18 protein-coding genes are annotated in these 23,459 nt (G+C 64.3%); 7 read left to right on the plus strand and 11 right to left on the minus strand.

The genetic code is table 11. The features are described 5' to 3' along the window. Nucleotides 1-3: 3 nt before the first annotated feature. The 6 genes from ASE43_RS02310 to ASE43_RS02335 form a co-directional block, all read right to left on the minus strand. On the minus strand, nt 4-1,134 hold the full coding sequence (locus tag ASE43_RS02310) for a hypothetical protein (RefSeq protein ID WP_162258742.1): 1,131 nt from the start codon (nt 1,132-1,134) through the stop codon (nt 4-6). Beyond that, entirely contained in the window at nt 1,127-3,619 is a 2,493-nt protein-coding gene (locus ASE43_RS02315; RefSeq protein ID WP_082607053.1) for a xylulose 5-phosphate 3-epimerase, read from the minus strand. Before ASE43_RS02315 ends, ASE43_RS02310 begins: the two co-directional genes overlap by 8 nt. Next, complete coding sequence (locus ASE43_RS02320; protein ID WP_057159326.1) at nt 3,616-4,527, minus strand: ribose-phosphate diphosphokinase; 912 nt, start codon at nt 4,525-4,527, stop codon at nt 3,616-3,618. Before ASE43_RS02320 ends, ASE43_RS02315 begins: the two co-directional genes overlap by 4 nt. Beyond that, nucleotides 4,524-6,071 carry a thymidine phosphorylase family protein gene (locus ASE43_RS02325; RefSeq protein ID WP_057159327.1) on the minus strand — a complete coding sequence of 516 codons (1,548 nt, stop codon included), beginning with the start codon at nt 6,069-6,071 and terminating at the stop codon, nt 4,524-4,526. Before ASE43_RS02325 ends, ASE43_RS02320 begins: the two co-directional genes overlap by 4 nt. Before the next feature lie 399 nt (nt 6,072-6,470). Then, entirely contained in the window at nt 6,471-8,150 is a 1,680-nt protein-coding gene (locus tag ASE43_RS02330; RefSeq protein WP_057159328.1) for an AarF/UbiB family protein, read from the minus strand. Between the two features lie 75 nt (nt 8,151-8,225). Beyond that, the gene (locus tag ASE43_RS02335) at nt 8,226-8,414 is read right to left on the minus strand and encodes a universal stress protein (protein ID WP_057159329.1); all 189 of its coding nucleotides are present in this window, start codon (nt 8,412-8,414) and stop codon (nt 8,226-8,228) included. A 311-nt stretch (nt 8,415-8,725) separates the two neighbouring features. On the opposite strand from ASE43_RS02335, the gene ASE43_RS02340 reads away from it, so the two are divergent. The 3 genes from ASE43_RS02340 to ASE43_RS21510 all read left to right on the plus strand — a co-directional run bounded on the left by ASE43_RS02340 (nt 8,726) and on the right by ASE43_RS21510 (nt 11,833). Continuing rightward, nucleotides 8,726-9,559 (plus strand): universal stress protein, encoded by an 834-nt coding sequence (locus tag ASE43_RS02340; RefSeq protein ID WP_057159330.1) that lies wholly within the window; start codon nt 8,726-8,728, stop codon nt 9,557-9,559. Between the two features lie 607 nt (nt 9,560-10,166). Continuing rightward, nucleotides 10,167-10,457 (plus strand): hypothetical protein, encoded by a 291-nt coding sequence (locus ASE43_RS21505; RefSeq protein ID WP_157499624.1) that lies wholly within the window; start codon nt 10,167-10,169, stop codon nt 10,455-10,457. A gap of 797 nt (nt 10,458-11,254) precedes the next feature. Next, on the plus strand, nt 11,255-11,833 hold the full coding sequence (locus tag ASE43_RS21510) for a hypothetical protein (RefSeq protein WP_157499625.1): 579 nt from the start codon (nt 11,255-11,257) through the stop codon (nt 11,831-11,833). 425 nt (nt 11,834-12,258) lie between these two features. Here ASE43_RS21510 and ASE43_RS02345 read toward each other — a convergent pair whose 3' ends face one another. Together ASE43_RS02345 and ASE43_RS02350 are read right to left on the minus strand one after the other, a co-directional pair. Next, on the minus strand, nt 12,259-13,959 hold the full coding sequence (locus tag ASE43_RS02345; protein WP_057159331.1) for a hypothetical protein: 1,701 nt from the start codon (nt 13,957-13,959) through the stop codon (nt 12,259-12,261). A 20-nt stretch (nt 13,960-13,979) separates the two neighbouring features. Beyond that, nucleotides 13,980-14,759: a hypothetical protein gene (locus ASE43_RS02350; RefSeq protein WP_157499626.1), complete on the minus strand. Its 780-nt coding sequence runs from the start codon at nt 14,757-14,759 to the stop codon at nt 13,980-13,982. A gap of 338 nt (nt 14,760-15,097) precedes the next feature. Here ASE43_RS02350 and ASE43_RS02355 point away from each other — a divergent pair, with 338 nt between their 5' ends. Continuing rightward, a complete protein-coding gene (locus ASE43_RS02355) occupies nt 15,098-15,508 on the plus strand; it encodes an SRPBCC family protein (protein WP_057159333.1) in 411 nt (136 codons plus the stop codon). A gap of 151 nt (nt 15,509-15,659) precedes the next feature. Here the strand turns inward: ASE43_RS02355 and ASE43_RS02360 are convergent, their stop codons facing one another. Then, the gene (locus tag ASE43_RS02360; protein WP_157499627.1) at nt 15,660-16,391 is read right to left on the minus strand and encodes a hypothetical protein; all 732 of its coding nucleotides are present in this window, start codon (nt 16,389-16,391) and stop codon (nt 15,660-15,662) included. A gap of 404 nt (nt 16,392-16,795) precedes the next feature. Here ASE43_RS02360 and ASE43_RS02365 point away from each other — a divergent pair, with 404 nt between their 5' ends. From ASE43_RS02365 to ASE43_RS02375, 3 genes are read left to right on the plus strand one after another with little or no spacing between them, the layout of a single operon-like run. Continuing rightward, the gene (locus ASE43_RS02365) at nt 16,796-17,368 is read left to right on the plus strand and encodes a methyltransferase domain-containing protein (RefSeq protein WP_235568627.1); all 573 of its coding nucleotides are present in this window, start codon (nt 16,796-16,798) and stop codon (nt 17,366-17,368) included. Between the two features lie 49 nt (nt 17,369-17,417). Next, nucleotides 17,418-18,092, plus strand: a complete 675-nt coding sequence (locus ASE43_RS02370) for a response regulator transcription factor (protein ID WP_056174718.1) — start codon at nt 17,418-17,420, stop codon at nt 18,090-18,092. Further along, the gene (locus ASE43_RS02375; protein WP_057159335.1) at nt 18,089-19,510 is read left to right on the plus strand and encodes a HAMP domain-containing sensor histidine kinase; all 1,422 of its coding nucleotides are present in this window, start codon (nt 18,089-18,091) and stop codon (nt 19,508-19,510) included. Before ASE43_RS02370 ends, ASE43_RS02375 begins: the two co-directional genes overlap by 4 nt. 203 nt (nt 19,511-19,713) lie before the next feature. Here the strand turns inward: ASE43_RS02375 and ASE43_RS02380 are convergent, their stop codons facing one another. After that, a complete protein-coding gene (locus ASE43_RS02380; protein ID WP_057159336.1) occupies nt 19,714-20,850 on the minus strand; it encodes a S41 family peptidase in 1,137 nt (378 codons plus the stop codon). 138 nt (nt 20,851-20,988) lie between these two features. Further along, a complete protein-coding gene (lnt, locus tag ASE43_RS02385; RefSeq protein WP_057159337.1) occupies nt 20,989-23,454 on the minus strand; it encodes an apolipoprotein N-acyltransferase in 2,466 nt (821 codons plus the stop codon). Between the last annotated feature and the right edge of the window lie 5 nt (nt 23,455-23,459).

Raw genomic sequence — 23,459 nt, forward strand, 5'->3', positions numbered from 1 at the left:
TCCTCAAGACCGCATCAGGGCCGTCACCACAGCACAGGCGGATGCGATCTCGGCTTCTTCGTCCACGTCCACGCGCCAAACCCGCGCCCGGCTTCCCGGACTTTCGATCCGGGCATCTCCGCGATCGTTGGCGGACTCGTCGAGCCCGATGCCGAGCCAAGTCAGGTGGTTGGTGATCGCAGCGCGTACTCGCGAGACATTGGCTCCGATTCCGCCGGAAAAAATCAAATGATCGATGCCGCCCAACCGGGTCGCCATGGATGCGATGCCTTGTGCGATACGCAGGGCGAAGATGTCTAAGGCCAAGGCTGCCTCAATGCTGCTTTCGGCGAGCAGCTCTCGCACATCGCCGCTCAGTCCGGAAACTCCGCGCAGACCACACTCGTGATACAGCGCCTCTTCCAGCGCGTCGACGCTGAGCCCGCCGGCCCTCAATAGGTGGAGCACCGCGCCGGGATCGAGACTCCCGCTGCGAGTTGCCATAGGTAGCCCATCGAGCGGCGTGCTAGTCATCGTTGTATCGAGGCTTTGCGAGTCGCGCACGGCGCAAAGGCTGCAACCGCTGCCCAAGTGAGCCAACACTACCCTCTCGCGCCCAAGGCGGGAATCAGCCTCCCGGACTTGGCGCATCGCAGAGGCGAAGGCCAAGCCATGGAAACCGTAGCGTCTGATGCCGAGCGCATCCCATACTTTTGGCACCGCGAGCCGTCGGGTATTCGCGGGGAGCTGGGCATGCCACGACGTATCGAAACTGGCATATTGCCGAGTGCCCGGCCAACGATTCTGCACCGCGCTCACCAGCCTGAGGGCCGCGCGCTGATGTAGCGGCGCGAAGCACGACAGCGCGCCCAATCGCTCGAGCTCCGCGGCATCGAGAACTCGCGCTTGCTCGGCTTCGCCTCCGTGAACAACGCGGTGTCCGACGAACGCAGGCGCGGAGACTAAGCCCAGGGCGTCGACGACCTGGGCCAGCGCGGCGTCCAGTTCCCGACTCGGATTGACCAACGCGATCTCGACCCGCGAGAGGCGGCAGGGCCAGGCGCCCGATAAGCCGCTCTTTTCATATTGTGCCGCCTTGAGAGTAGATGACCCGAGGTTGAGTACCAACAAAGTCCGAGGGCCGGGCTCACTCATCGCATGCGCCTTGCCACAACACCTCCGGTGTGCCCCGGCCCACGGCCGCATCGTACTCTTCGGACGTCAGCCAAGCGCCGGCGCTGCGTTTCAGAAGCGTCGCAGCTGCCAGCAGAAGATGCGCCCAAGTGCAACGATTGGCGAACATCAAACCATCGACATCAAAGGTTCCGCCGCGGTTTCGATAGCCCAAGGCAGCGGTAAGACCGGGGCCGTCGTCTAGCCTGCGCAGCGCTCCCAGGAGCGGCTCCGGACGTGTGTGGGTCAGGAAAACTCTCGGCCTACCTAACGTGAACCAGCACCTTATAGCTTCATCATCGTGTATGTACTCGGCCTCATCCTCATCACGAGGCGTCCTGAACCGCCCAGGCTCCGCGAGATAGATTAGGTTCGCGGCTACACCGCGCGAGCTGAGCCGTCGCCACGCCCTGAGGGCGGCAGCCAACTGGTAGGCTCCGGTAGCCACCACATCGATCTCCGCGTCGACGGCATTCTCCAGGAAAATAGCCCCGTCGTGCTGCAACGTTAGCGCTTGCTTGGCATCCAACAATACCGGCAATTCCCGCTTCGGCACGACCAGGGCGAAGAGCCTGCCTCGATCGGCATAGACCGCCTGCAGGGCGGTGCAAGCGCTGTTTGCGTCCGCAGGAAAGATAATCCGCGCTGAGTCCTGCATTTCTCCCATCAGCGCTTCGACCAGGGTCGGGTCCTGATGCGATTGCTCGTTCTTGGCGTTCTCCCAGGTATGTGAGGTCAGCACGATCGGAACCGACAGCCAGCCGGGCGCCCGCCCGGCGTGACGGAGCTGGCGCGCGAAGGTCAATTCCTGTCGCAGCGCACCAAGCATTTTCACCGCGAACGCCTCGTAGGTGACGACGAGGTTGATCCCGCCCTTGTTAGCCAGGGCCGCGCATAACACCGCCTCTTCGTTGAGGGCGGTGATGACGCTGCCGGCGTGCGATTCGGCCACGCCTGGCTCCGGCGATTGCACCCGATGCTTAAGAAGGTCCAGGGTACGGTCCAGGCGATTGCTGCGCAGCTCATCGGGATTTCCGACGCGCACGCGCAGACCAGGGTTAGCGACCAATGTCGCGACGAAGTATTCGTCAAGGGCCGCCATAGGCGAAACCGACTCACCCACGGCGCGCCACTGGAGGTCAGGAGAGATGGGCGGGTGTACCTGGCGCGTGGCCAGTGCGTGGTCACGCTCCATGGGGCGCCGCTGCTGGCCGTGGGTAGCCAAGGCGGAGATCGCGTCTCGCAACTCCGGTTCGGCTACGTGCAATGTCTTACAGGCGAGGTTGAACTGGTTACGCGAGGCCTCATCGCTTGAGGGATTTCCCGGTAACGGGAGGTTGTGGGCCCTGTTGCTGCCGGCACCGGGGAAACCATAGCCCTTGGGCGCCTGGGCGACCCCATAGCGCAGCGGTGCGCTGGTATCGAAGCCGGCTGAAGCGTACGCGTCGATACGGGTTTGCTCGCGCAGCTCGATCTCGTGGATACCCCAAGCGATGCTGGCCGGGTCGCGGCCGTCGAGCCCGATCGGTTGGAAACCGTTGAGCCTCAAATGGGTATGCAGCCAGCGCTCTCCGCCCTCTTGCGCGATCTGGCTGCGCTGCTCGATCCGGCGCCCGTTGAGTACCATGATCGGCGCCACCAAGCCGCAATCCTGCGGACGCCACCATCGCGACGCCCAGTCACTGCCGCGTTGCTCCTCAAAGGCGCCATCGCTGAGAAAGGCCACCAGGCGCTCTCCCGGGAGCGGCGCGTGCACATAGTGCAGTTCCGCGAACCCGAGATAGCCGCCCTCCTGCAGGCTGCCGGCGGTAAAGGCATTCACGTGCGAACCCAACGGCGAGGTTGGATAGCCGTCGCAGCTCACGCCGTAGGAATAGAAATCGCCGACGAAGTCCGACAAGCGCTTGTCATCCAGCCCGTACCGGCCGGCGTGCTCGGGCGTCATGTTCGCCGTCAGCAGGTTCAGCGCATCCACGGCGGCGACGCAATGCCCTTGGCCCATCAGCCACGCGCGCGTATGTCCGGTCAGCGCATTGATCGCTAGATAGCCGGCATAGGCCGGCACCATATTCAACGAGCCGCCGGTATGCCCTTCGGGATGCCGCTTGAAGTCGTCCGCGTTCAATGCCCGGCCGTCCAGACGAACCGTCTGGGCATAGGTCATGTGAACCACCAGCCACATCGCGGCGCTGGCCACGCGATCGGCCGCCGCCAGGCGGCGATAGCCCGTTGCAGCGTCCGGGAGGATGCCCTGCCCGGCCAGAGCCTCGACCCATGCGTGGATCCGCACCTGGGTAAGCGCATCGTGGACGATCGCACCGTACCCCGCGGCCCAATAAGCGAAATCGGGGTGCTTCGCGCGTCGACCCGCCGCTTCGGCTTCGATTTGGCGGCGCAGCGGGGCGTCCAGTTCTTCGCACGTGCCGCAGGCGAGAACCAGCTCTTCCGGCGTTTCGTCGTAGATCATGGACCTGCTCCTGTCTGAATCCGCGCCAGGTGTCCAGCGACGGCACGTGCTATGGGCTTGGCCAGACCGATGGCGTTGCTAGAATGCAGGATGCTATTGGTGCTTACGATGCGTTCCACCCCGGCCCGCTTCAGCAGCTCATGCGCATTGCCGCTGAATAGCGGATGGATAACCACGCATACCGGAGACGGCAGCTCGAGTCTTCGCAGATGCTCCGCCGCGGCGGCCAGGGTTCGCCCGGTCGAGACGATGTCGTCCACCAGCACCGGAGTGAACCCGCGCAGACGCTCCGGATCGGGTGCGCTCACTTCGACCTCGCGATCGCCGCAGCGTCGCTTATGCAGCAACTCGTAGGGTATCTGTGCCTCCCGGGCGATTTCCGCGACCCATTGCACGCTCTCCTCATCCGGTCCGATCAGGATCGGGTTACTCACCTCGCGTCGTATCCAGTTCGCCAGCTCGGGCGCCGATGCGACGCACGAGACCGGAATCCGATAGAGCTCGTCGAGCCTGGCGACGCGATGCAGATGAGGGTCTACGGTCACCAACCAGTCGAGGCATTGATCGAGGAACCGGGCGAACACACTCGCCGCGATGGCCTCGCCCGGACGAAAGCGAGCGTCCTGGCGCATGTAGGCTAGATACGGGGCCACCAGGCCCACGCTGCGCGCACCGAGCTCTTTCGCGGTCTGAGCGACGAACCGCACAGGCAATGCTTTGCGGTCCGGATCGGCCAAGCTCGCGAAGATGATGACATCCGCGCCTTCGATGCCGTCGTCGATCCGGATCAGCGATTCGCCATCGGGGAAATGCCGCCACTCGAGGAGCCCCATACGGGCGTGTAGTTCCCGGCTCACCGAACCGACAAGCGCGCCGTCGTCGGGAAAGGACAGCGCCACCAGCGTCACGACCGTGACTCCCGCAGGCTCAAGGTGTCCGGGTGCGCCCTCGCGTAATCCAGCGCGTAGGCCAGCTCGCCTTTCGACCCGGCATGCACCAGGAACAACGGCATTCCGCGACGGATCGAATCGCCTTCACGCATGGTGCATACGACGCCGGCCGTCGGGTTGCGGGGCGCGCCGGCGAGCTTGGCTATGCGCGCCAACTGGCGATTGTTGATACAGCCCAATTGCCCGTCGGCCGGCGCGACGAAAGGTTCGACGAAGCGCGCCTTGCCAGGCTCACGGAAGCCGCCCTGGGCCATGCAGATGGCGACGAACTTCCTCATCGCGGCGCCCGATGCGAGCGCGCCCGCAGCCTGGATTCGCCCGCTCCCCGGAGCGATGGCGGGCAACAGTTCGAGAACCGCTCCGGCGACATCGAGCGCTCGCTCGCGCAGATCGCTCGGCGCCTGCGGCGAATTGCGCAAGACCTCGAGTACGTCGTGCGCTTCGAGCGCCGGGCCGATCCCGCGCCCGACCGGCTGACGGCCCTCGGAAATGTGGACGCCTATGCGTAAGCCGACAGCCTCTCCGACGAAAGCCAGGCGCCGGGCGATCGCATCGGCAGCGACCATGGTGCGCACCTTGGCGGTCGCGCCCACCGGGATATCGATCAATACATGGGTGGAACCCGCGGCGGCCTTCTTCGACAGGATGCTCGCGACCATCTGGCCGTCGCCATCCAGATCCAGGGGCCGCTCTACCTGGATCAGGATATCGTCGGCGGGACTCAAGCGCATGCGCCCGCCGGAGGCCATGCAGCCGCCTTCCCGATCCACGACATTACGCAGCACATCGATGTTCAGATCGACCTCAGTCATGGTCGCCATCACATCGGCCGTTCCGGCAGGCGAGGTGATCGCCCGTGACGAGGTTTTCGGAATGCGGTGGCCCAGCGCGGCGACGATCGACACCACGATCGGAGTGGTCCGGTTGCCGGGCAGGCCGCCTACGCAATGCTTGTCGAGCACGGGCCCCGAGCCCCAATCGATCCGGTCCCCGACCGATATCATCGCGCGCGTCAACGCGACCGATTCGTCGAGGTCCAGCCGGTCGCCGGCGCAGACCGTTACGAATGCCGCCAACTCGATATCCGACAATCGCGCGCTAAGGACGTCGCGCAGCACCGCCTCGAACTGGGCCTCGTTCAAGCGCGTTCCGAACACCTTGGCCCGCAGCACGCTGGCCGACCTGGGCGGTTCGGCATGAGCCAGAGTGGCGATGGCGCCGTGCTCCGGCGCGAGCATTTGCCACGCGGCATCGGACAGCGCGGCCTCGTCCTTACCCAGCCAGTCGCCGGTGACGATATTCAGAACGGCAATGACCTGTTGCCTGCCGCATTTGACGCTGACCCGCGTCAGTGCTGCGAACCCCTCGGCACGGGACACCGTGCAATCTCGGTGCAGGTACAAGACCGGCTGCCGATAGGTGTCGATGCCGGCTCGCCGCACGGGCAGCCTGGCGCTCGGCTGCTCGAAGTTACGGCGGTCATCGCGTTGGATCGATCGCATGCCGGGGTCCCGAGAAAGCCCGATCCCACCCTAGGGCGATTGGGCGCCTAGGCATTGATCTCGATCAATACACAACGATGCGGCAACGAACACCAGCCTACATGGCACCCTGCCCAAACCGCGTGACCTGGTTAGTTCCGCGTATGCAGGCGCTGTTCGATCACGCTCTTCAGTATCAGGCGAACGAGCGAGGAATCGCCCGCCGTCCGATGTTCGATGACCTGCAGGGAATAGTCGCTACCGAGCCGAAACAACTTACGAGCCATCAACGCCAATACGAACTCTTAGCGACGATCACAGGCTATCTCCACCGTCATCGGCTAGGACTGGCCAGGATCAAATCGGAGGCATGTGCATGCGGCCTCGCCACCGCCGGCAGGAGCCCAGTCTTTGCAGGAGCTAGCGTCCGCCGCCGCTACGGGATATCGACAGCAAGAGCCAAATGCCGGCGAGCGAAGCTCCGGCGAAACCGACCAATCCGAACAAAGGCAGACCGAACAGCGTGGGGCCGCCTTCGACCGTCATCGCGATGGATGAACCGACGATCAGCGCGGCAATCACCATGCTGCCCGCCAAGCGATTTGCCGAATGCGCCATCTGGCTGCCGAAGTCGCGCAGCTCGTCCATCCCAATATGCAGCCGGACCCCGCCCGTGCGCATCGCACGCAGCGCGCGCCGAAGATCCTGAGGCAACTTCGCCAGCACCTCGATGGTATCCGTCAGCGACTGGACGCCGCGCCGCGCGACCCAGCGGGGGTGGAACCGTGCCGTCATGGCGCGGCGCAGGAAAGGCCGCGCCTGACGCGCCATGTCGAATTGTGGATCGAGTCTGCGCCCCATTCCTTCGAGGGTGAGACAGACCTTGATCAATAGAGCTAGGTCGGAAGGCAAGGCCAAACGATGTGATCGAAGCAGACTCACCACTTCGAGCAGCATCGCTGCTAGGTCTAGCTGCCCCAACGGAACTCCGTGATAGCGCTCGACGAACACATCGATGTCGATGGCCAGCTGCTCTTCGTCAACATCGGTCCGCCCGGTCCAGTCGAGCAACACCTCGGTGACGCGTTCGGGGTCGCGCTCGACCAGCCCGAACAACAAGCTGACTACTTCCGCGCGGCGCACTTGCGACAGCCTACCGACCATGCCGAAATCAATTAGGGCGATGCGCCCGTCGCCTAATACGAACACGTTGCCCGGATGGGGATCGGCATGGAAGAAGCCATCGTCGAGCATCATTTTCAACACGATCTGCGCGCCGGTGCGTGCCACCCGAGCACGATCCAGTCCGGCGACATCCTGTGCAACCAGGTCGATCACGGAAATACCGTCGACGAAGTCCTGCACGTTCATGCGTTCGCTGGTACAGGGCCAATGCACGATCGGAACCACTAGGCGTTGATCGCGGGAGAGATTGGCAGCAATACGTTCAGCATTTCGGCATTCGGCGGCGAGATCGAGCTCGCCCAGCAGCGAGGCGTGGAACTGCCGCACCATGCCAACTGGATGGTAGCGGCGCACATCCGGGAATTTCGCTTCGATCTTGCTTGCCGCGTATTGCAACAGCCGCAGATCGGCTTCGATGAGAGGACGGATGCCGGGACGCCGGACCTTGACGACGACCTCTCGACCGTCCGGTAAGCGTGCTCGGTGCACCTGGGCGATCGACGCCGCCGCCAACGGCGAGGGATCGAGCCACGAAAATTTCGACTCGGGGGATTGGCCTAGCGCCGCGGACATCTCTGAGCGGATCGCCTCGAAAGGCACCGGCGGAACGGCATTCTGCAGACGACTGAGCTCGGTGATCCATTGGGGCGGAAACAGGTCCACCCGCGTCGCCAAGACTTGACCTAGCTTGACGAAGGTCGGTCCCATTTCCTCCAGCGCGCAGCGCACCCGCACATGCGGCGGAAGCGCCACCAGTTCCCCAAGGTGTGCGAGCGGCAGGACCTTGCCCGCGCGCGCGAGCACCTTCACGAGGCCTAACCGGCGAACCAGATCGCCGAACCCGTATCGCACCAGGATAGCGACCAAGCTGTGCAAGCGGCCGAGGTCCTGGCTGGCGGTCAGCATCTCCCACATGCGCGATGACTCCCGTAATGTCGCTTTAGCGCAAGCTTGGTGGTAGGCCGGTCAGCACGCGATAGTAAGCGGGACCTAGCAACCGACCAGTACTTTGCCGGTCACGAAGCCGAGCAACAGACTCTTCAGAGCCGAGCGACCGTGCGACCTCATGATTACCAGGTCGCACCGGTTCGCCTTGGTGAACTTGAGAATGGTGGCCGCGCAGTCGCCGACGACGACATGCTCCCCGCAACCGGCCTTGACCCCCTCGAACATGGCCATGGCTTTCTGGGTTGCCACTTTTGCCGTTATCGGCGTGGTAGCGGGCGGTCCCTTGCATCCAGACGCTCAGCGCAACGCTGCGCATACCGGCTCGTCGGCATACAGTCGAAGCGCATACGGCTGTCGAACGGATCGTCATGGCGAGCTCCTGGGCGGATGTCGACTCGCAGCCTAAGCGCTCGCATGCTGCGTCTCTTGATCCATATCAAACTCGGGCGCCGCTATCGGTGCGCGTTCTTGATCGGCGTCAATACTGCCGCCGACGCGGGCGCCAATATCTATCCACAAGACCAGATAACGAGGGCGACATCGTGTTTCAGGACATCCTCGTTCCCCTGCTTATGGGCGACATACCGTCCGCTGCGCTGCGCGCCAGCTGCGCCCTCGCCCGGATTAGCGGCGGGCGTGTCACCGCGCTCGTGGGCGTGAGCCAGACCGCACCCATCGCCGAAGCCTGGGCGTACTATCCCGCAGGCGTCTACGAGAATATGCGCGAATGTGCGGCGGCAACCACACAGGCAATGGCAAATGCGGTCGAGGAATGCCTCAGATCCGAATCGGTGCCGTACCAGATCCGTCAGTCACGAGATTTCTGGTCGACGCCGGCCGAGATATGCATCGGGCCGGCGCGGCAGTGCGATTTGGTCGTTGTTGGTACCATCGACGGCGACGAACGCGAGGCCCGCGAGCGCCTTGTTTCGGGCGTACTGGTGGCCTCGGGCCGCCCTATGCTGATGGTCCCAACGTCGCACCACTCTGCCCCCGGTTTCGGCAAGGCGGTAATCGCATGGAAGTCGTCCCGCGAGTCGGCGCGTGCCTTGCACGATGCAATGCCCTGGCTGCAGCGCATGCGCTCGGTCGACCTGCTTATCGTCAACGAGGACGCCCGATCGTCTTACGCAGAATCGCTGGATTCCCTATTGATCGGACATCTGGAGCGGAATCATGTCTATGCGCGCCTGGTAAAACGCTCAGCCTCTACCGCTCAGGCCGGGCTGATCATCGATATCCATGCACAAGAAGTCGAGGCAGACCTGTTGGTCGCAGGGGGCTACAGCCATTCGCGATTGCGGGAACAGGTGCTGGGAGGCGTAACCCGCTTCCTTATGGAGCACGCTTCGGTTCCGACCCTACTTGCTCATTGAGGGGGCGCCGACAACTATACGATCAGCTACGGGCCAACGGGCCGATGCGCTTTGGAATGCGCCAGTAACCCGACGACCGCGAGGAAGTCAGCTGCTCCAGCCAACCGTTTCGGCTGATCCGACAGATGAACGGGGCTCGCCTCGCGCCGCCGTGAGCTGGTGCCGCTGGTCGAGGAAATCATCCACATCGGCGTCGCCATGATTGGACTCATCAATACCATCTACAGCTTGGCCATGACCGATAGGAGACCATCAACACGGGACCGGTCAGATGCTGACGCATCTGAACATACCGCGCGACGTCGCAGCCAGGGCCAAGCTGAATCTGGACAACCTATGGATGGCGCCGGAGCTCTGTGTGAGTTGCGCCCAGATAGAGAATTCGTCTTATGGTTGATTGGGGCTCTTGTCTTTACCGCAGCCGTCCTCGCCTTAGTCCAATTCGCCTACCCAAAGGCAAAGCTAGCGTTTAAGAAGGGAGCTCAAGTAGCATCCGTAGCGGGTGCTTAGGACGCGCCATCATATGATTATTATGTCGCACCGCTCCGCTTTTTGCGGACGACAGACCTGGCAAGTCCCGATGAATATTGGTTGACTCGGAAATGGAGTGGCCAATATTATCTTGAATATATACGCAGAATGGCAGGGTTCGAATATGGCAAGCCATACTCACCAATCAATCCTTGATCGCCTGCATGCGCTCGACTTGCTTGTTTATAGAAGGAAAGAATGTCTTGATGACACGTCGTTCCGGAGAGAATTTGAAGAGGTAGCTGCCCGGCTTATCACGGATGCTGCTAGCGTCGATCCTCATACGCTTGAGGAAGCATTGCTCATGATCGACATGATCATTGAGCGCTCGGGACGCCAATCCTTATATAACCCTACAAAGCACTGAAGCATCGCCCTTTAGCTAAGAAAGACGATGGCTATCCATGTGCTGATAACGAATTTTTGAGGGCGTAAGCTTAGCCGCGCAGTCGACACGGCGTTACATGAATACACAGCGCCCTCTCATATCGGCGTTGCCGCCCAGCCAGATCGCCTGTTGCAAGACCTTTCCGGTGTGTCGTAGTCACCTAACCAGCGTCCAGATTCGTCGTAGACGGTGCAGGTGTGCACGTCCGGAGTACGGCCACTGCCATCAGAATGCCGGTGACCCCAGGAATGGTCGATAACACACGCTCACACAACGCGTTGTACGAGTATTGGCGCACGAACGTGCCACCCTTGTGTTCGTTCTACCAGGTGATGCTGTGACTTTTTCCATGCTGATTCCGCTGAGTGAATGTCACAATTCTTCCTGTACACGCGGAAAATGTCACAAGTCCACCTGCCTAGAAAAACAAGAGATTTCGTTACAAAAAATAGCTTCAGGAATGTAACTAACTGATTCACAAAGAAGGCCGAAGTAACACCACCTCCTATCCCGCCAGCTGAACGATGCGCCCACCTGGTTGGCCTGAAGGCCACCCCTGTTCGAACACATGCGCAGGGGATCTACACCGGCGCATCGTGGACAATCACGTAGACCTAACCGGGCCTTGGGCCGGGTAAGCGCATGCGCGGCCTGATGTTTCGTCAACGCTCCGAGGAACGGCTGGTCGTCGTAGTGGACCTAGGCAAATACCTTCAGAACGGCCTTGCAGCATCGTAGGATGTTGGTGAGCAACCAAGGACCAGGGCACCCCTCATATGGACAAGGCTTGGTGTCGCGAAGCTGGAACCAAAACCTATGTGGAGACTGGGCACCTTCTACGTCGTCTGCGCGCTGTAGAGCTGGAGATCACCCAGCACATGCCTCCCGACCGTCACAGGCGACTGCAAACACGAGAGACATTGGGATTAAAGGAACTTCGTGATGCCGCCCTGCTCTGCCATGGACTAGCAGAGCGAAGAGGCGAAAAAATTGGCGTCACCCATTGGGAAAATCATGACCACGATGCGGTAGCTCGAATTCAGAAGAGCGGTGAGAATCAATTTTTCCCATTGCAGCTAAAACAGCTGCCCCCGGATGACATCAATGCGAAAGTTACCTTGCAAAAGATCATAGACTTGCTTCCCAGCAAGTACCCGAAATCTCCTCTCTTAACCGTGGGGATATCGCTCAACAGGGATACACGAATTTCTTTCGACAAGCTCAATATTCCTAGCATGAACATCGGCGGATTGTTCTTTTTCGGAGCGGTAAAGCCCGACCAATCAGAATGGTTGCTTTGGGGCGATGCCCTCTCACACGGTGCGCATGCAACCATTTTCAAGTATCCGGACTAGACAGTCCTCAGCGGTAGGTCTGAAGGATCACTCACATCGGCCGCATCAACGAATCGAGTGGCGCCGGCTACAGCGCTTGGTGAAGGAGCGGGCGCCTGCGCGCCCATAGCCGCAGGCCCCCCCTGCACCCCGGTCGACCTGTCCCCTACCCGCTCCTTGTACGGGTTGTAGACGGCGCCGCGGCGAGCGATCGCACGCCACTCCCCGGCGGGTAGGTCGTACCGGGTGCCCTGCTCCGTCAGGCACGTGCAGCTGCGTTCCTGACGAGCTCCGTCCGCGTCAGCGCCGGCGTTCCAAGGCACCGACGTGAACCGCGACAGGTGCGCGACGGCATAGTCCGATGCGGTTTTCCACTTAAGCCATCGTCCCGGCTCACCGAGAGCGACCCACCCGCGCCTGACCGCGTGGCGTCATCGTCGCGACCATCAGGTGTGCCACACCTCGATCCTGAGCGACAGCTTCCGCGCGGTCGGCTCCGCTGGTCCGACGGTCGCTTTCAACAGGCCGTTGAGTTCCCGGTTCAAGAACTGCGTGACCACGGACGGCACCTCGGGCGCGACGGCCGCCGAGGTGCTGGGCAGATAGGCGTAGTCCAGCGCCAGATCGTAGCTCGACAATATTTTCCATATCGGATCGGGCAGCCAGGACCCGCTCGGATGCTGCAAATCCGGAGGGACGTACTGGCCCATCGGCTGCGGCCGCCGCAAGCGCAGGCGCAGGCTGATCGGGTCGCCGAGGTTGAGGATGCGGATGGCGAGAATATTGTCCCGCCGTGTGTCCGCCGCGAGCGCGCTGTTGGGGCCGATGGCTTGTTCCAGATTGATGGGTGCACTGCCCTCGCCCAATTCGCCGTCCAGCCGCAGCACGGATTGGGTGACGTGCGTCGAATGGGCGCGCCTGCGCATCCGGGCCTCGGCTTGGACCAAGTAGCTACCCAGCGTGTCCAGCGAAATCCAGATACCGTCGTCGAAGGACTCCTGTACGTCCGCGCCCGGCGCGCTTTGCGTTTGCGTGCTCGCCGGTTCCAGGATGTAGCGATTGCGAAGGTCCAGCCTTTCGGCGTCGAAGCCTTCGATGGTCATGCCCAGGATTTCCGTCTGGCCGAACTCGATCGCGTGCAGCGCGACACGTAGCTGGCCGAAGATCTCCGAATACAGCATCAGCGAGTCGCGCAAGCGGCGATTGAGACCCAGGCCGGAGTTGGCCTCGAACTGCACCACCTTGCGGCGCCACTTCTCGTCGCGTATCGCATTGCGATTCTTCGCCAAGTCGTGCTCGTAAACGGCGATTTTCTTGGCCGCCGAGATCTGGGCGATCTGGCTGTCGATCGCGGACTTCTCGTTCTGCAGACGCAGGGTTTCGTTGCGCTGGTTGGCGGTCTCGAACTTTACGCTGCGCTTGGCATCGGAGGACATCGCCGCCCAGACGATGTCGAAGACGGAACCGGAGAACAGGGCGCTGTAGGGCGCATTCGACACTTTCACCAATTCCGGCGTGCCATTACCCGGCGTCGACGTGGAATGGATCACCGGCCAATAGGACTGGATCAGCATCCGATCGACTCGATGCTCGGACGTGTGCCCGGGAGCGTCCGCACCATGGCTGGCCATGGCCTCGGCCCAGTTCGCGATCACGGTCGCGAAGGCGGTTTGCTCCTTACGCTTGGCAGCCAGCAAGCCGTCGTGCAGTTGCACTTCGTCGGCAAGGCGGGCCAGCTCGGCGTCCCGCAGCTTCTTGGTCTCCTCGAACTCGTAGGACTCCTGTGCGTAGTTGAACAGGTCGAGCTGCAGCGCCTCGATGCGCCGGCGCAGCTCCAGGCAATCCGACAGCAGCGAGCGGGCGACGCCGATGTTCTCGAGCACGAGAAACGGATTCAGGCCCGGCTCGAGCAGGGTATCCAGCACGGTGATCCGGATCTTGCCGCCCTGTTGCACGATCCCCGACAAGGGAATGTCCTTGGCCTTGTCCCGGATCAGCAGGCGCAGCTGAAGGTCCTTGTCGCGCTTCAGGAAGTCCAGCAGTTCGTCGGAATCGGTCGGAATCGGGTCCGGGTCGAACCGCAATCGCTGGATCAGCTCGTCGGGCGACTGCACCTTGGAAAACAGCGAATCCGAAGACGACGACATACGCGCACCCCCTGTGCGTTTCAGCGTTGACTACCGCCGTTTGCTCCGGGTACCGGCAGCTCCAGCGAACGAATGATCGCGCGGCCGATCTCGTCGGCCATGACGTCGAACCCGCGGCCCAGCGAAACGCCGACGTCGGCCTTGTAGGTGATGTTGCCCGTCTTGAGCTTCGCGCCGGCGTCGAAACAAGGGCCGGAATCCGGGCAAACCGTATAGGCGTAGACCTGCGCGCCGCCCAAGGATGCCCTGCCGAGCTTGGGACCCAGCCCCAACTCCAGGCCGATGGTCTGCGATCCGTCCATGCCGACGCCGAAGTTCAAGGACGTACCGGCCAGCGGCAGCGGTATCGGCGTCTCGAAGGAGCTGCCCTCCTTCAGGGACTTGGCGTCCAGGAGCATGCTCGGGGATGGGACGTAGTCGATGCTGAGGCTGGGGCCAACCTCGAAGGAACCCTTCACCGTCAACTCGAAAAAAGGGAGCCCCTGATACTCCAGCAGCGTTATCCCCAACGTCGAGGATTTGCCCTCCGCGCCCCCGAGGGAATGCAAGCTGATGGCATCGGAGGGGATTCGGATCTGCGAGTCCGGCGATTCGCCGGCGTCGCCTTGCGCGGGATCTTCGGAGTCCCCGCGAGCGTCTCGTCCTCTGCGATCCAGATCGGCATCGTCGCGCTCCGCCCGCTGCGGCGGCGAGACATCCATATCCGGTTGGGCGACCTGACCACGAGGGTACATGGGCATCCTTGCCTTGCCGTACGGTGCGGACCGGATCATCGCAGCATCGCCGCCGGACAAAGTCAAGCGCACACCAGGCACGAATCGAACGGGTGCCGAAGGCTGAGGGCGTCGCGACGCCCCTCGCGATGCCGCCGCATCGTTCGAGCCGGATCCGGACCGGATGCGCCTGCCCTGCCCTGGCCGAAGACAGGCTCAAAGCAACAAAAAGGCGCAACTGCCGACCATGTTGTCCTGAGCCGAGCCCTGCCCCGCCGTGACGCGCCTGGACGGGGCCGCGCGACATCCCGGTTCGGCGACATCGGCGCGGCGATCTGAAAAAATCTTCGCGAGCCTGTCGATTCGGCGCCCCTCCGTTCGACGCTGCTAATGAACGCCCATTCCGGGCCGCACTGGAGCACAACATGAAGATCACCATCGAAACCCTGGTATGCGCCGACCTGGACCAAGTCTGGAAGGCCTGGAACACCCCGGAGGACATCAAGCAGTGGAACGCCGCCAGCGACGACTGGCACACCACCCGCAGCACGGTCGATCTGCGCGAGGGCGGCAAGTTCCTTTCGCGCATGGAGGCCAAGGACGGCAGCTTCGGTTTCGACTTCGAGGGCACCTACACCCGCGTGGTCCCGCAGCAGACGATCGAGTATCGGATGGAGGACGGCCGCGAAGTCCAGTCCGAGTTCGTCGCTCAGGCCGACGGCGTCCTGATCAAATCCACCTTCGACGCCGAGTCGGAGAACTCGCCGGAAATGCAGCGCGCCGGCTGGCAGGCGATCCTCGACAACTTCGCCCGCCACGTCGAAGCGAAGGCCTGACATCCAGCGCGCATCGCGGCGCCGTGCCTGCGGCGCCGCGGTCCGCTCCGGGCCGCAGGCGGCTAGCGGCGATTGGACAGCAGACGCCGGGCCGGCGCGCCGAGGTAGCTCACCGGAACCCCGCCCCGTTCGACGACGGCGATCGCGGTATTTACGACTTCGTACCGATGCAAGCCCGCAGCTTGTCGCGCGCCGCGAGGCCGCCGGTCCATTCGAGTATGTAGAACACCTCGCGCTGCTTGCTGTCGAAGACCTCGAACCGATGCTGGTCCAGCATGCCGTCCAGCAGCGCGTCCGCATTCGGGACCGCCATCAGCAGCATGCCGTCTCCGCCGGTGCCCGCCATGGCCAGGTTGAAGACCTCGACGGTTTGGGGTGCTTCTCCGGTCTGATGGAGCCGGACGGTCAGCTTTCTGGGCGACTTGGGCACCGGTACGCCACGTCCGTACAGCGCCAGGTAGGCGTACGGAGAATCGCCGCCCGGGCCGAGAACGATCATGCTGCTGCCTTCGCGATAGAAACGCGCGGCGCAGTACTGTCCCGGCGCGTTGTCCTGGGCGGGCCTGAAGTTCCAGAAGCCGTCGAAGAAAGACCGATACTCCGGATCGCGCGCCATGCGTTCTTGATGCCGGCGCAGGCTGTCCGCCTCTTCTCTGCGCGAGCGATCCAGCATCTCCTGCAATTCCGCGGCCGAGAAGTTGGGCTCGTAACCTTCCCAGCCGTCGTTGTCGTCGTCGTCGCCGCCGTTGCAACACGGAGGCGTCGCGGCGATATCGTTCATCGCTCGCGCATGCGCGGCCATTTCCGCTTGATTGGCTTGAGCGGAACCGATTACGCACGCGAATACCAGTGCGAAAAACCGAATCGTAGCGATTTTGCGCATGAAGGCTTGCTCTCCGGACAACCGATTCGGCTGAGAACCAATTCCATGGGGTGCCCCCTGAGTTCAAGGGAAAGCCACTGCAACGGAGCCGCTTCCAATCCGTTCGCCGCCCGAAGACCAAACTAGCATGCGACACCCGCACCGCTCCCCTGTTGCCGCTGGGACCAACAGCACTAAGGCATGGACAACCGTCATGCCCGCACCGCCCATTCGCCCGCGCCCCAATCGGAACCCAAGTCCGGGCGCAGGGGGAGCACGCAATGTTGGCGCAACCTTCCTTCCTAAGATCGGACTCTCGCCTGCCCTGTGGAGTTCGAATGAGTCCAGCATCGCTACCTCAAACCCCGCACGAATCCGCGCCGCTGGACTCTTCCGCGGCCGCCTACCCCGGATGGCGCGACCTCTTGTCGTTCCTGCGTACCTGGCGGCGCTCGCCTGGACGCGTCGGAGCGATCGCGCCGTCCAGCGCCGCGCTGGCCCGCTTGATTACCAGCGAGGTAGCGGCAGCCCCCGGCCGGGTATTGGAATTGGGGCCCGGCACCGGCGTGTTCACCCGCGCCTTGCTCGAACGAGGGGTTCGCGAGGAGGATCTGGTTCTGGTCGAGGCGGCACCGGAGTTCGCCGCACTGCTGGAGCGGCGCTTTCCGGCGGCGCAGGTCCTGCGCGCCGACGCCCGCTACCTTCCGCACCCGCTCTCGCGGGTCGGCAGCCCAGTCTCCGCCGTGGTCAGCGGCCTGCCCTTGCGCAACCTGTCGCGACGGCATCGGCTCGCCGTGCTGCTCGGCGCATTCGGCCACCTTGCCGTCGACGGCGCGTTCTACCAGTTCACTTATGGCGCACGCTTCCCGTTGCCGCGCTCGTGGACGGACCGTCATGGCTTCAAGGTGCAAAGGCTGGGTCGCGTCTACGGCAATCTGCCTCCCGCGACGGTGTATCGGGTAACACGGCGGGCGGCCTCGCGCTGGATCGGAGCATGAGCCTGCGATGGCGGTGGCAGAATGCAGCCTACGCGACAGGGTCGGACCCATGCGCATCTTGCTGATCGAAGACGAGCTCGAGTTCGCCGTGGCCCTGACGCAGGCCCTGAAGCGCTACGACATGGTCGCCGACCACGTCCCCACCCTGGGCGAAGGGCAAGCGGCCGCGATGGGCGATGTCCACGACGCGATCGTGCTCGATAGAAGCCTGCCCGACGGCGATGGGGTCGCCTTGATACCGCGTTTGCGCGCAATGGGCCTGCGCACGCCGGTCATCGTGCTGACCGCGCGCGGAGATCTGACCGATCGCGTCGTCGGCCTGGACGCCGGCGCCGACGATTATCTGGTCAAGCCCTTCGCGATCGAGGAACTGCTTGCGCGGCTGCGCGCTGTGTTGCGCCGGCCGGCGCGGATGGCATCCGACACGATACGCGTGGGCCTGCTTGCGTTCGACCTGGTGGAGCGGCTGGCGGAGGTCGCGGGACGACCGCTGGAACTGCCGCGCCGCGAACTGTTGCTGCTCGAAGCCCTGCTGCGACGCCGCGGCCGCACCGTGATGCGCAGCGTGATCGAAGAGTCCGTCTATGGATTCGACGACGACATACAGTCGAACACACTCGATTCCCACGTTTCCCGCTTGCGCCGCAAGTTGGCCGAAGCCGGCGCCGGCGTGGAGATCCACAGCATCCGCGGCATCGGTTACCTGCTGCGGGAGGCGGCATGATCCGATCGCGCCCGCACTCGCTGAAGCAGCGCCTGCTGTGGAGACTGCTGGCACTGCAAGGCGCCCTCCTGGCGGTCTTCGGATTGCTGATCGTATTGGCGCTGTACAGCAGCAACGTCGCCAAGGACGCCGACAATGCGGTCGAGATTCTGCAGGAGGCATTGACGCTGGACGACCGCGGCCGGATGAGCTTGCGCGAAACGCCGGACCTTATGGAACTGCGCCGGGAAATTCCGGCCCTGTGGTACGTCATCCGCGATCGGCGAGGCCGCGAACTGCGCCATGGTCCGATTCCGCCGGAGTTCGCCTCTATCGGCGGCGCGTTGGACCAAGTCAGTCAGGCCCGGCTGGGATACCTGATAGACGACGACAAGGCGACCGGCGCGCGCCTCAAGCGGGTCGACACTCCATATGGCAGGGTCCAGATACTGACGACCGAAGAAGGCCGGGTGATGGCGCCCGGCCGCGCGAGCTGGCTGATTCTGTCGGTCTTGGTCACCGTCCTGCTGCCGTTACTGGTCCTGATGACCTTGGTCACCCTGATCGCCACCCCCAAGGTCGTGCGTTGGTCCTTGAAGAGCCTGGAGCCCGTCGTCGACACCGCGCGCAAGCTCGATGTCGAACAGCGCGGAGCGCGGCTGCCCGAAGCCGGCGTGCCCGAGGAAGTGCTTCCCTTGGTGTCGGCGGTTAACGACGCCCTGGGGCGCTACGACGAAGGCCACGAAAGACGCCGACGCTTTCTGGTGGACGCCGCGCACGAGCTGCGCACTCCCGTCGCGATACTCAACGCCCGCCTGGAGTCGATGCCCCCCTCCCCCGATCGGGCACGACTCCTGCAGGACGTCGCGCGATTGTCAGTGCTGGCCGAGCACCTGCTGAACCTGCAGCGCCTGGATCGAAGCAACCCGAATTTCCAACCGATCGACCTGGTCGACCTGGGCCGGCAAACCGCCGCCAACCTGGCGCCGCTGGCGATTTCCGCCGGTTACGAGCTCGCATTCGAAACCGTTACCGACGCGGCCCGGGTCGCGGGCGATGCGCTGGCGTTGGAACGCGTCCTGGTGAATCTGGTTCAGAACGCCATCGAGCACGGCGGCAACAGCGGCGCGATCACGATCTTCGTCGGTCGCGATAGCGGCCACGGCATTATCGAAGTATCCGACCAAGGCCCCGGCATTCGTCCCGAGTATCGCGAGAAAGTGTTCGAACGCTTCTATCGCGTCCGGGGCAACCAACGCGGCAGCGGGCTGGGATTGAATCTGGTCCGCGACATCGTGCGACTGCACCGGGGCTCCATCGAGATCGTGGACGCGCCGCGGCAAGGCGCTTGTTTCAGATTGGCCTTGCCCTTGGCGCGTTCGCAGCATGCGAAGCTCGGCACGGACCGCGACGTAACCGCGGTGCAGGACGGCGCTTGAACCGGCACGCCAAGTCTATGCCTACCTGCGCGCGGCGCAGGCTTGCGCAAGGCCAGTCGGCGTAGGGATTGTCGACGAAGAATCGGCAGTTGCCGGCGTCGTTGATGGCATTGACAGGGTTGTTCGTCGCGGGATGTCGCGCATCCGTCGTTCCGTCGCCATCTCCCACTCGCCTGCCTGCCCGTTCCGAAGCGCGCACTCTTTCAAGCGCCGGCCAGCGTCAAGGCTTTGGCCAAAGCTTCGTCGGCCGGAACTTCGATATCGGGAACGATGCCGACGCCCTCCCAATCCTTGCCGGTGTCCGGATCATAGGTGCGTCCTACCGGGATGAACGCGGCTAGGCCCGCACCGATGGGCTCGATGCCGCCGAAGTGATTGGCGCCCGCGGTACGCTCGCCGATCAACGTGCCTCGGTGGGTGCGCTGCAAGGCGAGAGCGAAATGTTCGCCCGCCGAACGCGTGCGTTTGGAGGTCAGGTAGAACACCTTGGCCTGGCGCAGGCGGCGTTCGGCCGGGTCGGGAATGGCCACATGCTGGCGTACCAGCTGGTTCGCGGCACCCGGGACGGTACGCAGCGTCGGGGTTGCGAACGGCACCGGACCTCGCCCTGGCCTCTCGTTCTTTGCCACCGACATTTCCACCAGCACCGTTTCTTGCGCGAACAAGAAAGGAAACAAGGCGTCCATCTCCGCCAGTCCGCCGCCCCGCGCCAAGCTGCGCGTGTCGATGATGACGGCCTTGGCGTTCGCATGGTCTTGTACGAAGGCCCGGATCGCCGCCACGGACGCAGGTTCGCCAGCGAACTGGTTGAAGCGTATGTAGGCCACACCGTCCGCGATCCACTTGGTCTCGGCGACGCTGGGCAGGTCGATCGGAGCCAGTGCGGATACCCGACTCGGCGCTCCGCTCGCCGCCGGCGCGCGTTGCGGCGATGCTCCCGCACTTCCGGTACCCGTCGGCGCGGGGCTAACGACTCGCCGCGGACCGTTGGACACGGGCCCGGCGCCCGCGCCGAGGTCCGGCGCCAGATCGACGCGCAGATGACCATCGGCCGCGACCGCTTGCAGGTCCAGGGTCAGGCGCTGCGCCAGGTCCTTGGCGTCGTCGATGTCCGCGTACTCGCCCGCGCTTAGCTTGCTACGCAGCATGTCCGCGTAACGCCGGCCCACGGCCGGATCGACGAAGCGCGTCGCCAATTTGTCCGCCAGGGTCTCGATCGCCGCCGGATAGGGGTCGTCCGGGTCCGCGGCGAAGGCCGGCGAAACGATCGCGAGCAGTGCGGACAGGCCGCTGGCTAGCAGGCCCGGGCGTATGCCGGAGTTGGTCTTATGGTGGCGCATGGCGGATCCTCGCGGGCTAAGCCAGATCCCAGTACGGATGCCGGCCGTGGCCGATTGGTCGCAAGCGGACTCTGCCTGCCCTGGCCTGCCCGGCTCCGTACCCCGGAACGCCACCCCCGAAGTCGGACGAAAGACCGCTTATCCCGTGGAGATCAGACGAAACGCCAGCCAAGCCGGAACGCCCAGATAGAACGCCAGACGGCCCAGCCATTCCAAGGCGTCGCGCAGCGCGGCCAGGTGCGCGGAACGCAGCGCTATCGCCAACGCCACCGCCGTTTCGATCGCGATCCGCAGCGCGGCGGCGAACATCATCAGGCCGATCGACCAGGATGCCCACCAGATCAGCAACCCCGTCAGGTAGGCCGCCAGCCCGTAACTGTAGTACTCGCCGAAGCTGCCGCCGAAGGCGATGACCTGGTGCAGACGAAACGCCACCAGCGCCAGCAGCAAAGGGAATAGCGCGAACTTCACCAATGCGTGATCCAGCCGCGGCCGGCGTGCGTCCGCACGCGTTTGGGCCAGATCGGCCAACGCGTTCGCCACGCGCCCTCCCCCGTCCACCGCTGTGCCGGTCGCGGCCAACAGGCGCCGCAAGGCATGCGGCCGAGACAGCGCCAGAGCGCGCGTCCAGTAAGGCCCTTCGGCCAAGCGCAGGTCGACGCCGCTGCGCGGCAGCGGCAGCCGCCAGGGACGCAAGGCGGCGATCGAGGCCAGGGGCATCTCGATCCGTTGCCGGCGTTGGTCCAGCACCAGCAACGGCCCTTCCACGCGCGCCTGCGCGAGGAACGCGCGCTCGATCGCCCAGGCCGCCAGCGCCGGCGCCACCACCGCGGCGGCGAAGATCTTCAGCTGCGACAAGGATTGGATCTGCAGGCCGATGCGCGACAGCATGTCGTAGGCCAGCCACAACAAGCCCGCGCCCGCGCACAACCTCAACGCGCCGGCCGCCGTGCGCCACAATGGCGTGAGCGCGACGACCGCTACCGTCGATTCGTCTTTCGGCACGGCGCCGGCACGGCGGTAGCGGACGCGCCAGACGCTCAATGCGGCCAACGCGAGCAGGAACACCGCGCCCGCACGCCCCACCCAGTCGCCCCAGCGCACCATCAAGGTCGGCGCCGGATCGCGGGCGCTGACGAAGGCGGTGAGCACAGCCTGGTCGCCCATCGACGTACTCGCCAGCACTTCGCCGGTGTCGTCGATAATGGCGCTGAGTCCGTTGGTGGTGACGCGCACCTGCGGCAGCCGCGTCTCGATGCTGCGGAAGGCCGCGACCGCCAGATGCAATCGGGCGCCGACCGGATAGGCGGTGAACCAGGAGTCGTTGGACATGCCGATGATGGCCTGCGCCCCCAAGCGTGCGCCATCGATGGCCAGGTCGGTATGCACGTCGTCCAGACAGATCAGCGGCACCACGTTGACTTCGCGCCCGTCCGCGCTGCGCAAGGGCAGCACGCGCGCGCCCTCGCCCGGGCGCCAGCCGCCGGCCCACGGCAGCAAGCCGCGCAACCAGGGGCCGTCCAGCCAACGCGGCACGTACTCGGTCAGCGGAAACGGATAGGTCTTGCGATAGGCGCCGAGCAGGCCCTTGCCGGGTTCGAGGAACGCAGCCGCGTTGTACTCGCCCTGCTCGTCGCGGTCGTAGGTGCCGAACACCAGCGGCACCCCGGCGGCATCGACGAAGCCTTGGATCTCCCGATCCAGGGCCGCGCCGTCCTCGCTGCGCGGGCTACCGAAACTGGTGGGATACACGGTTTCCGACCACAGCAACACGTCCGCGTCGTGGTCGCGGATCGCCGACCAGGACAAGGCGTAATGGGTATCAAGCACGTGGCGGACCACGGCGTAGGCGCCCATTTCCTCGCGCAGCCGCTCGTAGTCGGTAATGCTGGCCTGGACCATGGCCACGCGCAGCGTCGCCGCATCGGCTATCGCGGGCGCCTGCAAGGCAGCGCGTCGCAGCAGGCCGTAGCCGGCCATGCAGGCCACGATCAGCGCCGCCAGCGCCAACGGCCGCAGCGCCGCGCGCAGGCCGCGTTCGCGTTGGCGGATGGCGAAGGCCAGCGCCTCGTTGACCAGCAGCAGCACCAGGGTGATCCCCGCGGCGCCGCCGAGGTCGGCCATCTGGCGCAGGACCGCGGACGGAAACAGGCCGTGCCCCAGGGTGTCGCCCAACAGCTTGGGCAGCAGCCATTCGCAGGCCACCCAGGCCGAGGCCGCGGCCAACGCGCGCAGCAGCGGCCCGTAGCGGCGTCCGGTCAGTTGGCGGACCAGCGCGTAGGCGATGAACTGCGGCTGCAGCAACGGCGCCAATAGCAGCAGCGCCACCGTCGCCGTCGCCGCGCCCACGCCGGTGTAGGCGCCGATCGCCGCACCGAACCAATGAAACGCCGCGGCCACGAAGGCGACGCTCATCAGCGCGCCTATCGCCAGCACGCGCGGCAAGCTGCGATCGGTATCGAGCGCCAGCAGCCAAGGCACCAAGGCGACGAAGCCCAGCCCCCAGGCGGGGCCGCCGCGAGCGTATAGGCCGAGCAACAAGGCGGTGGCGAGGATGCCGGCGAGGCTGCGCCAGCGGGACGTAGACAACCGTTCCTTGGTCAAGTCGA

It is taken from the genome of Lysobacter sp. Root983, assembly GCF_001429345.1.
Classification (GTDB): domain Bacteria; phylum Pseudomonadota; class Gammaproteobacteria; order Xanthomonadales; family Xanthomonadaceae; genus Lysobacter.

What these genes read in the sequence shown, in the direction of transcription:
- ASE43_RS02315 (WP_082607053.1), bottom strand. Translation starts at nt 3,619, where the DNA reads ATGATCTACGACGAAACGCCGGAAGAGCTGGTTCTCGCCTGCGGCACG.
- ASE43_RS02330 (WP_057159328.1), bottom strand. Translation starts at nt 8,150, where the DNA reads ATGTGGGAGATGCTGACCGCCAGCCAGGACCTCGGCCGCTTGCACAGC.
- ASE43_RS02310 (WP_162258742.1), bottom strand. Translation starts at nt 1,134, where the DNA reads ATGAGTGAGCCCGGCCCTCGGACTTTGTTGGTACTCAACCTCGGGTCA.
- ASE43_RS02325 (WP_057159327.1), bottom strand. Translation starts at nt 6,071, where the DNA reads ATGCGATCGATCCAACGCGATGACCGCCGTAACTTCGAGCAGCCGAGC.
- ASE43_RS02370 (WP_056174718.1), top strand. Translation starts at nt 17,418, where the DNA reads ATGCGCATCTTGCTGATCGAAGACGAGCTCGAGTTCGCCGTGGCCCTG.
- ASE43_RS02345 (WP_057159331.1), bottom strand. Translation starts at nt 13,959, where the DNA reads ATGTCGTCGTCTTCGGATTCGCTGTTTTCCAAGGTGCAGTCGCCCGAC.
- ASE43_RS02335 (WP_057159329.1), bottom strand. Translation starts at nt 8,414, where the DNA reads ATGGCCATGTTCGAGGGGGTCAAGGCCGGTTGCGGGGAGCATGTCGTC.
- ASE43_RS21510 (WP_157499625.1), top strand. Translation starts at nt 11,255, where the DNA reads ATGGACAAGGCTTGGTGTCGCGAAGCTGGAACCAAAACCTATGTGGAG.
- ASE43_RS02360 (WP_157499627.1), bottom strand. Translation starts at nt 16,391, where the DNA reads ATGCGCAAAATCGCTACGATTCGGTTTTTCGCACTGGTATTCGCGTGC.
- ASE43_RS02375 (WP_057159335.1), top strand. Translation starts at nt 18,089, where the DNA reads ATGATCCGATCGCGCCCGCACTCGCTGAAGCAGCGCCTGCTGTGGAGA.
- ASE43_RS02380 (WP_057159336.1), bottom strand. Translation starts at nt 20,850, where the DNA reads ATGCGCCACCATAAGACCAACTCCGGCATACGCCCGGGCCTGCTAGCC.
- ASE43_RS02355 (WP_057159333.1), top strand. Translation starts at nt 15,098, where the DNA reads ATGAAGATCACCATCGAAACCCTGGTATGCGCCGACCTGGACCAAGTC.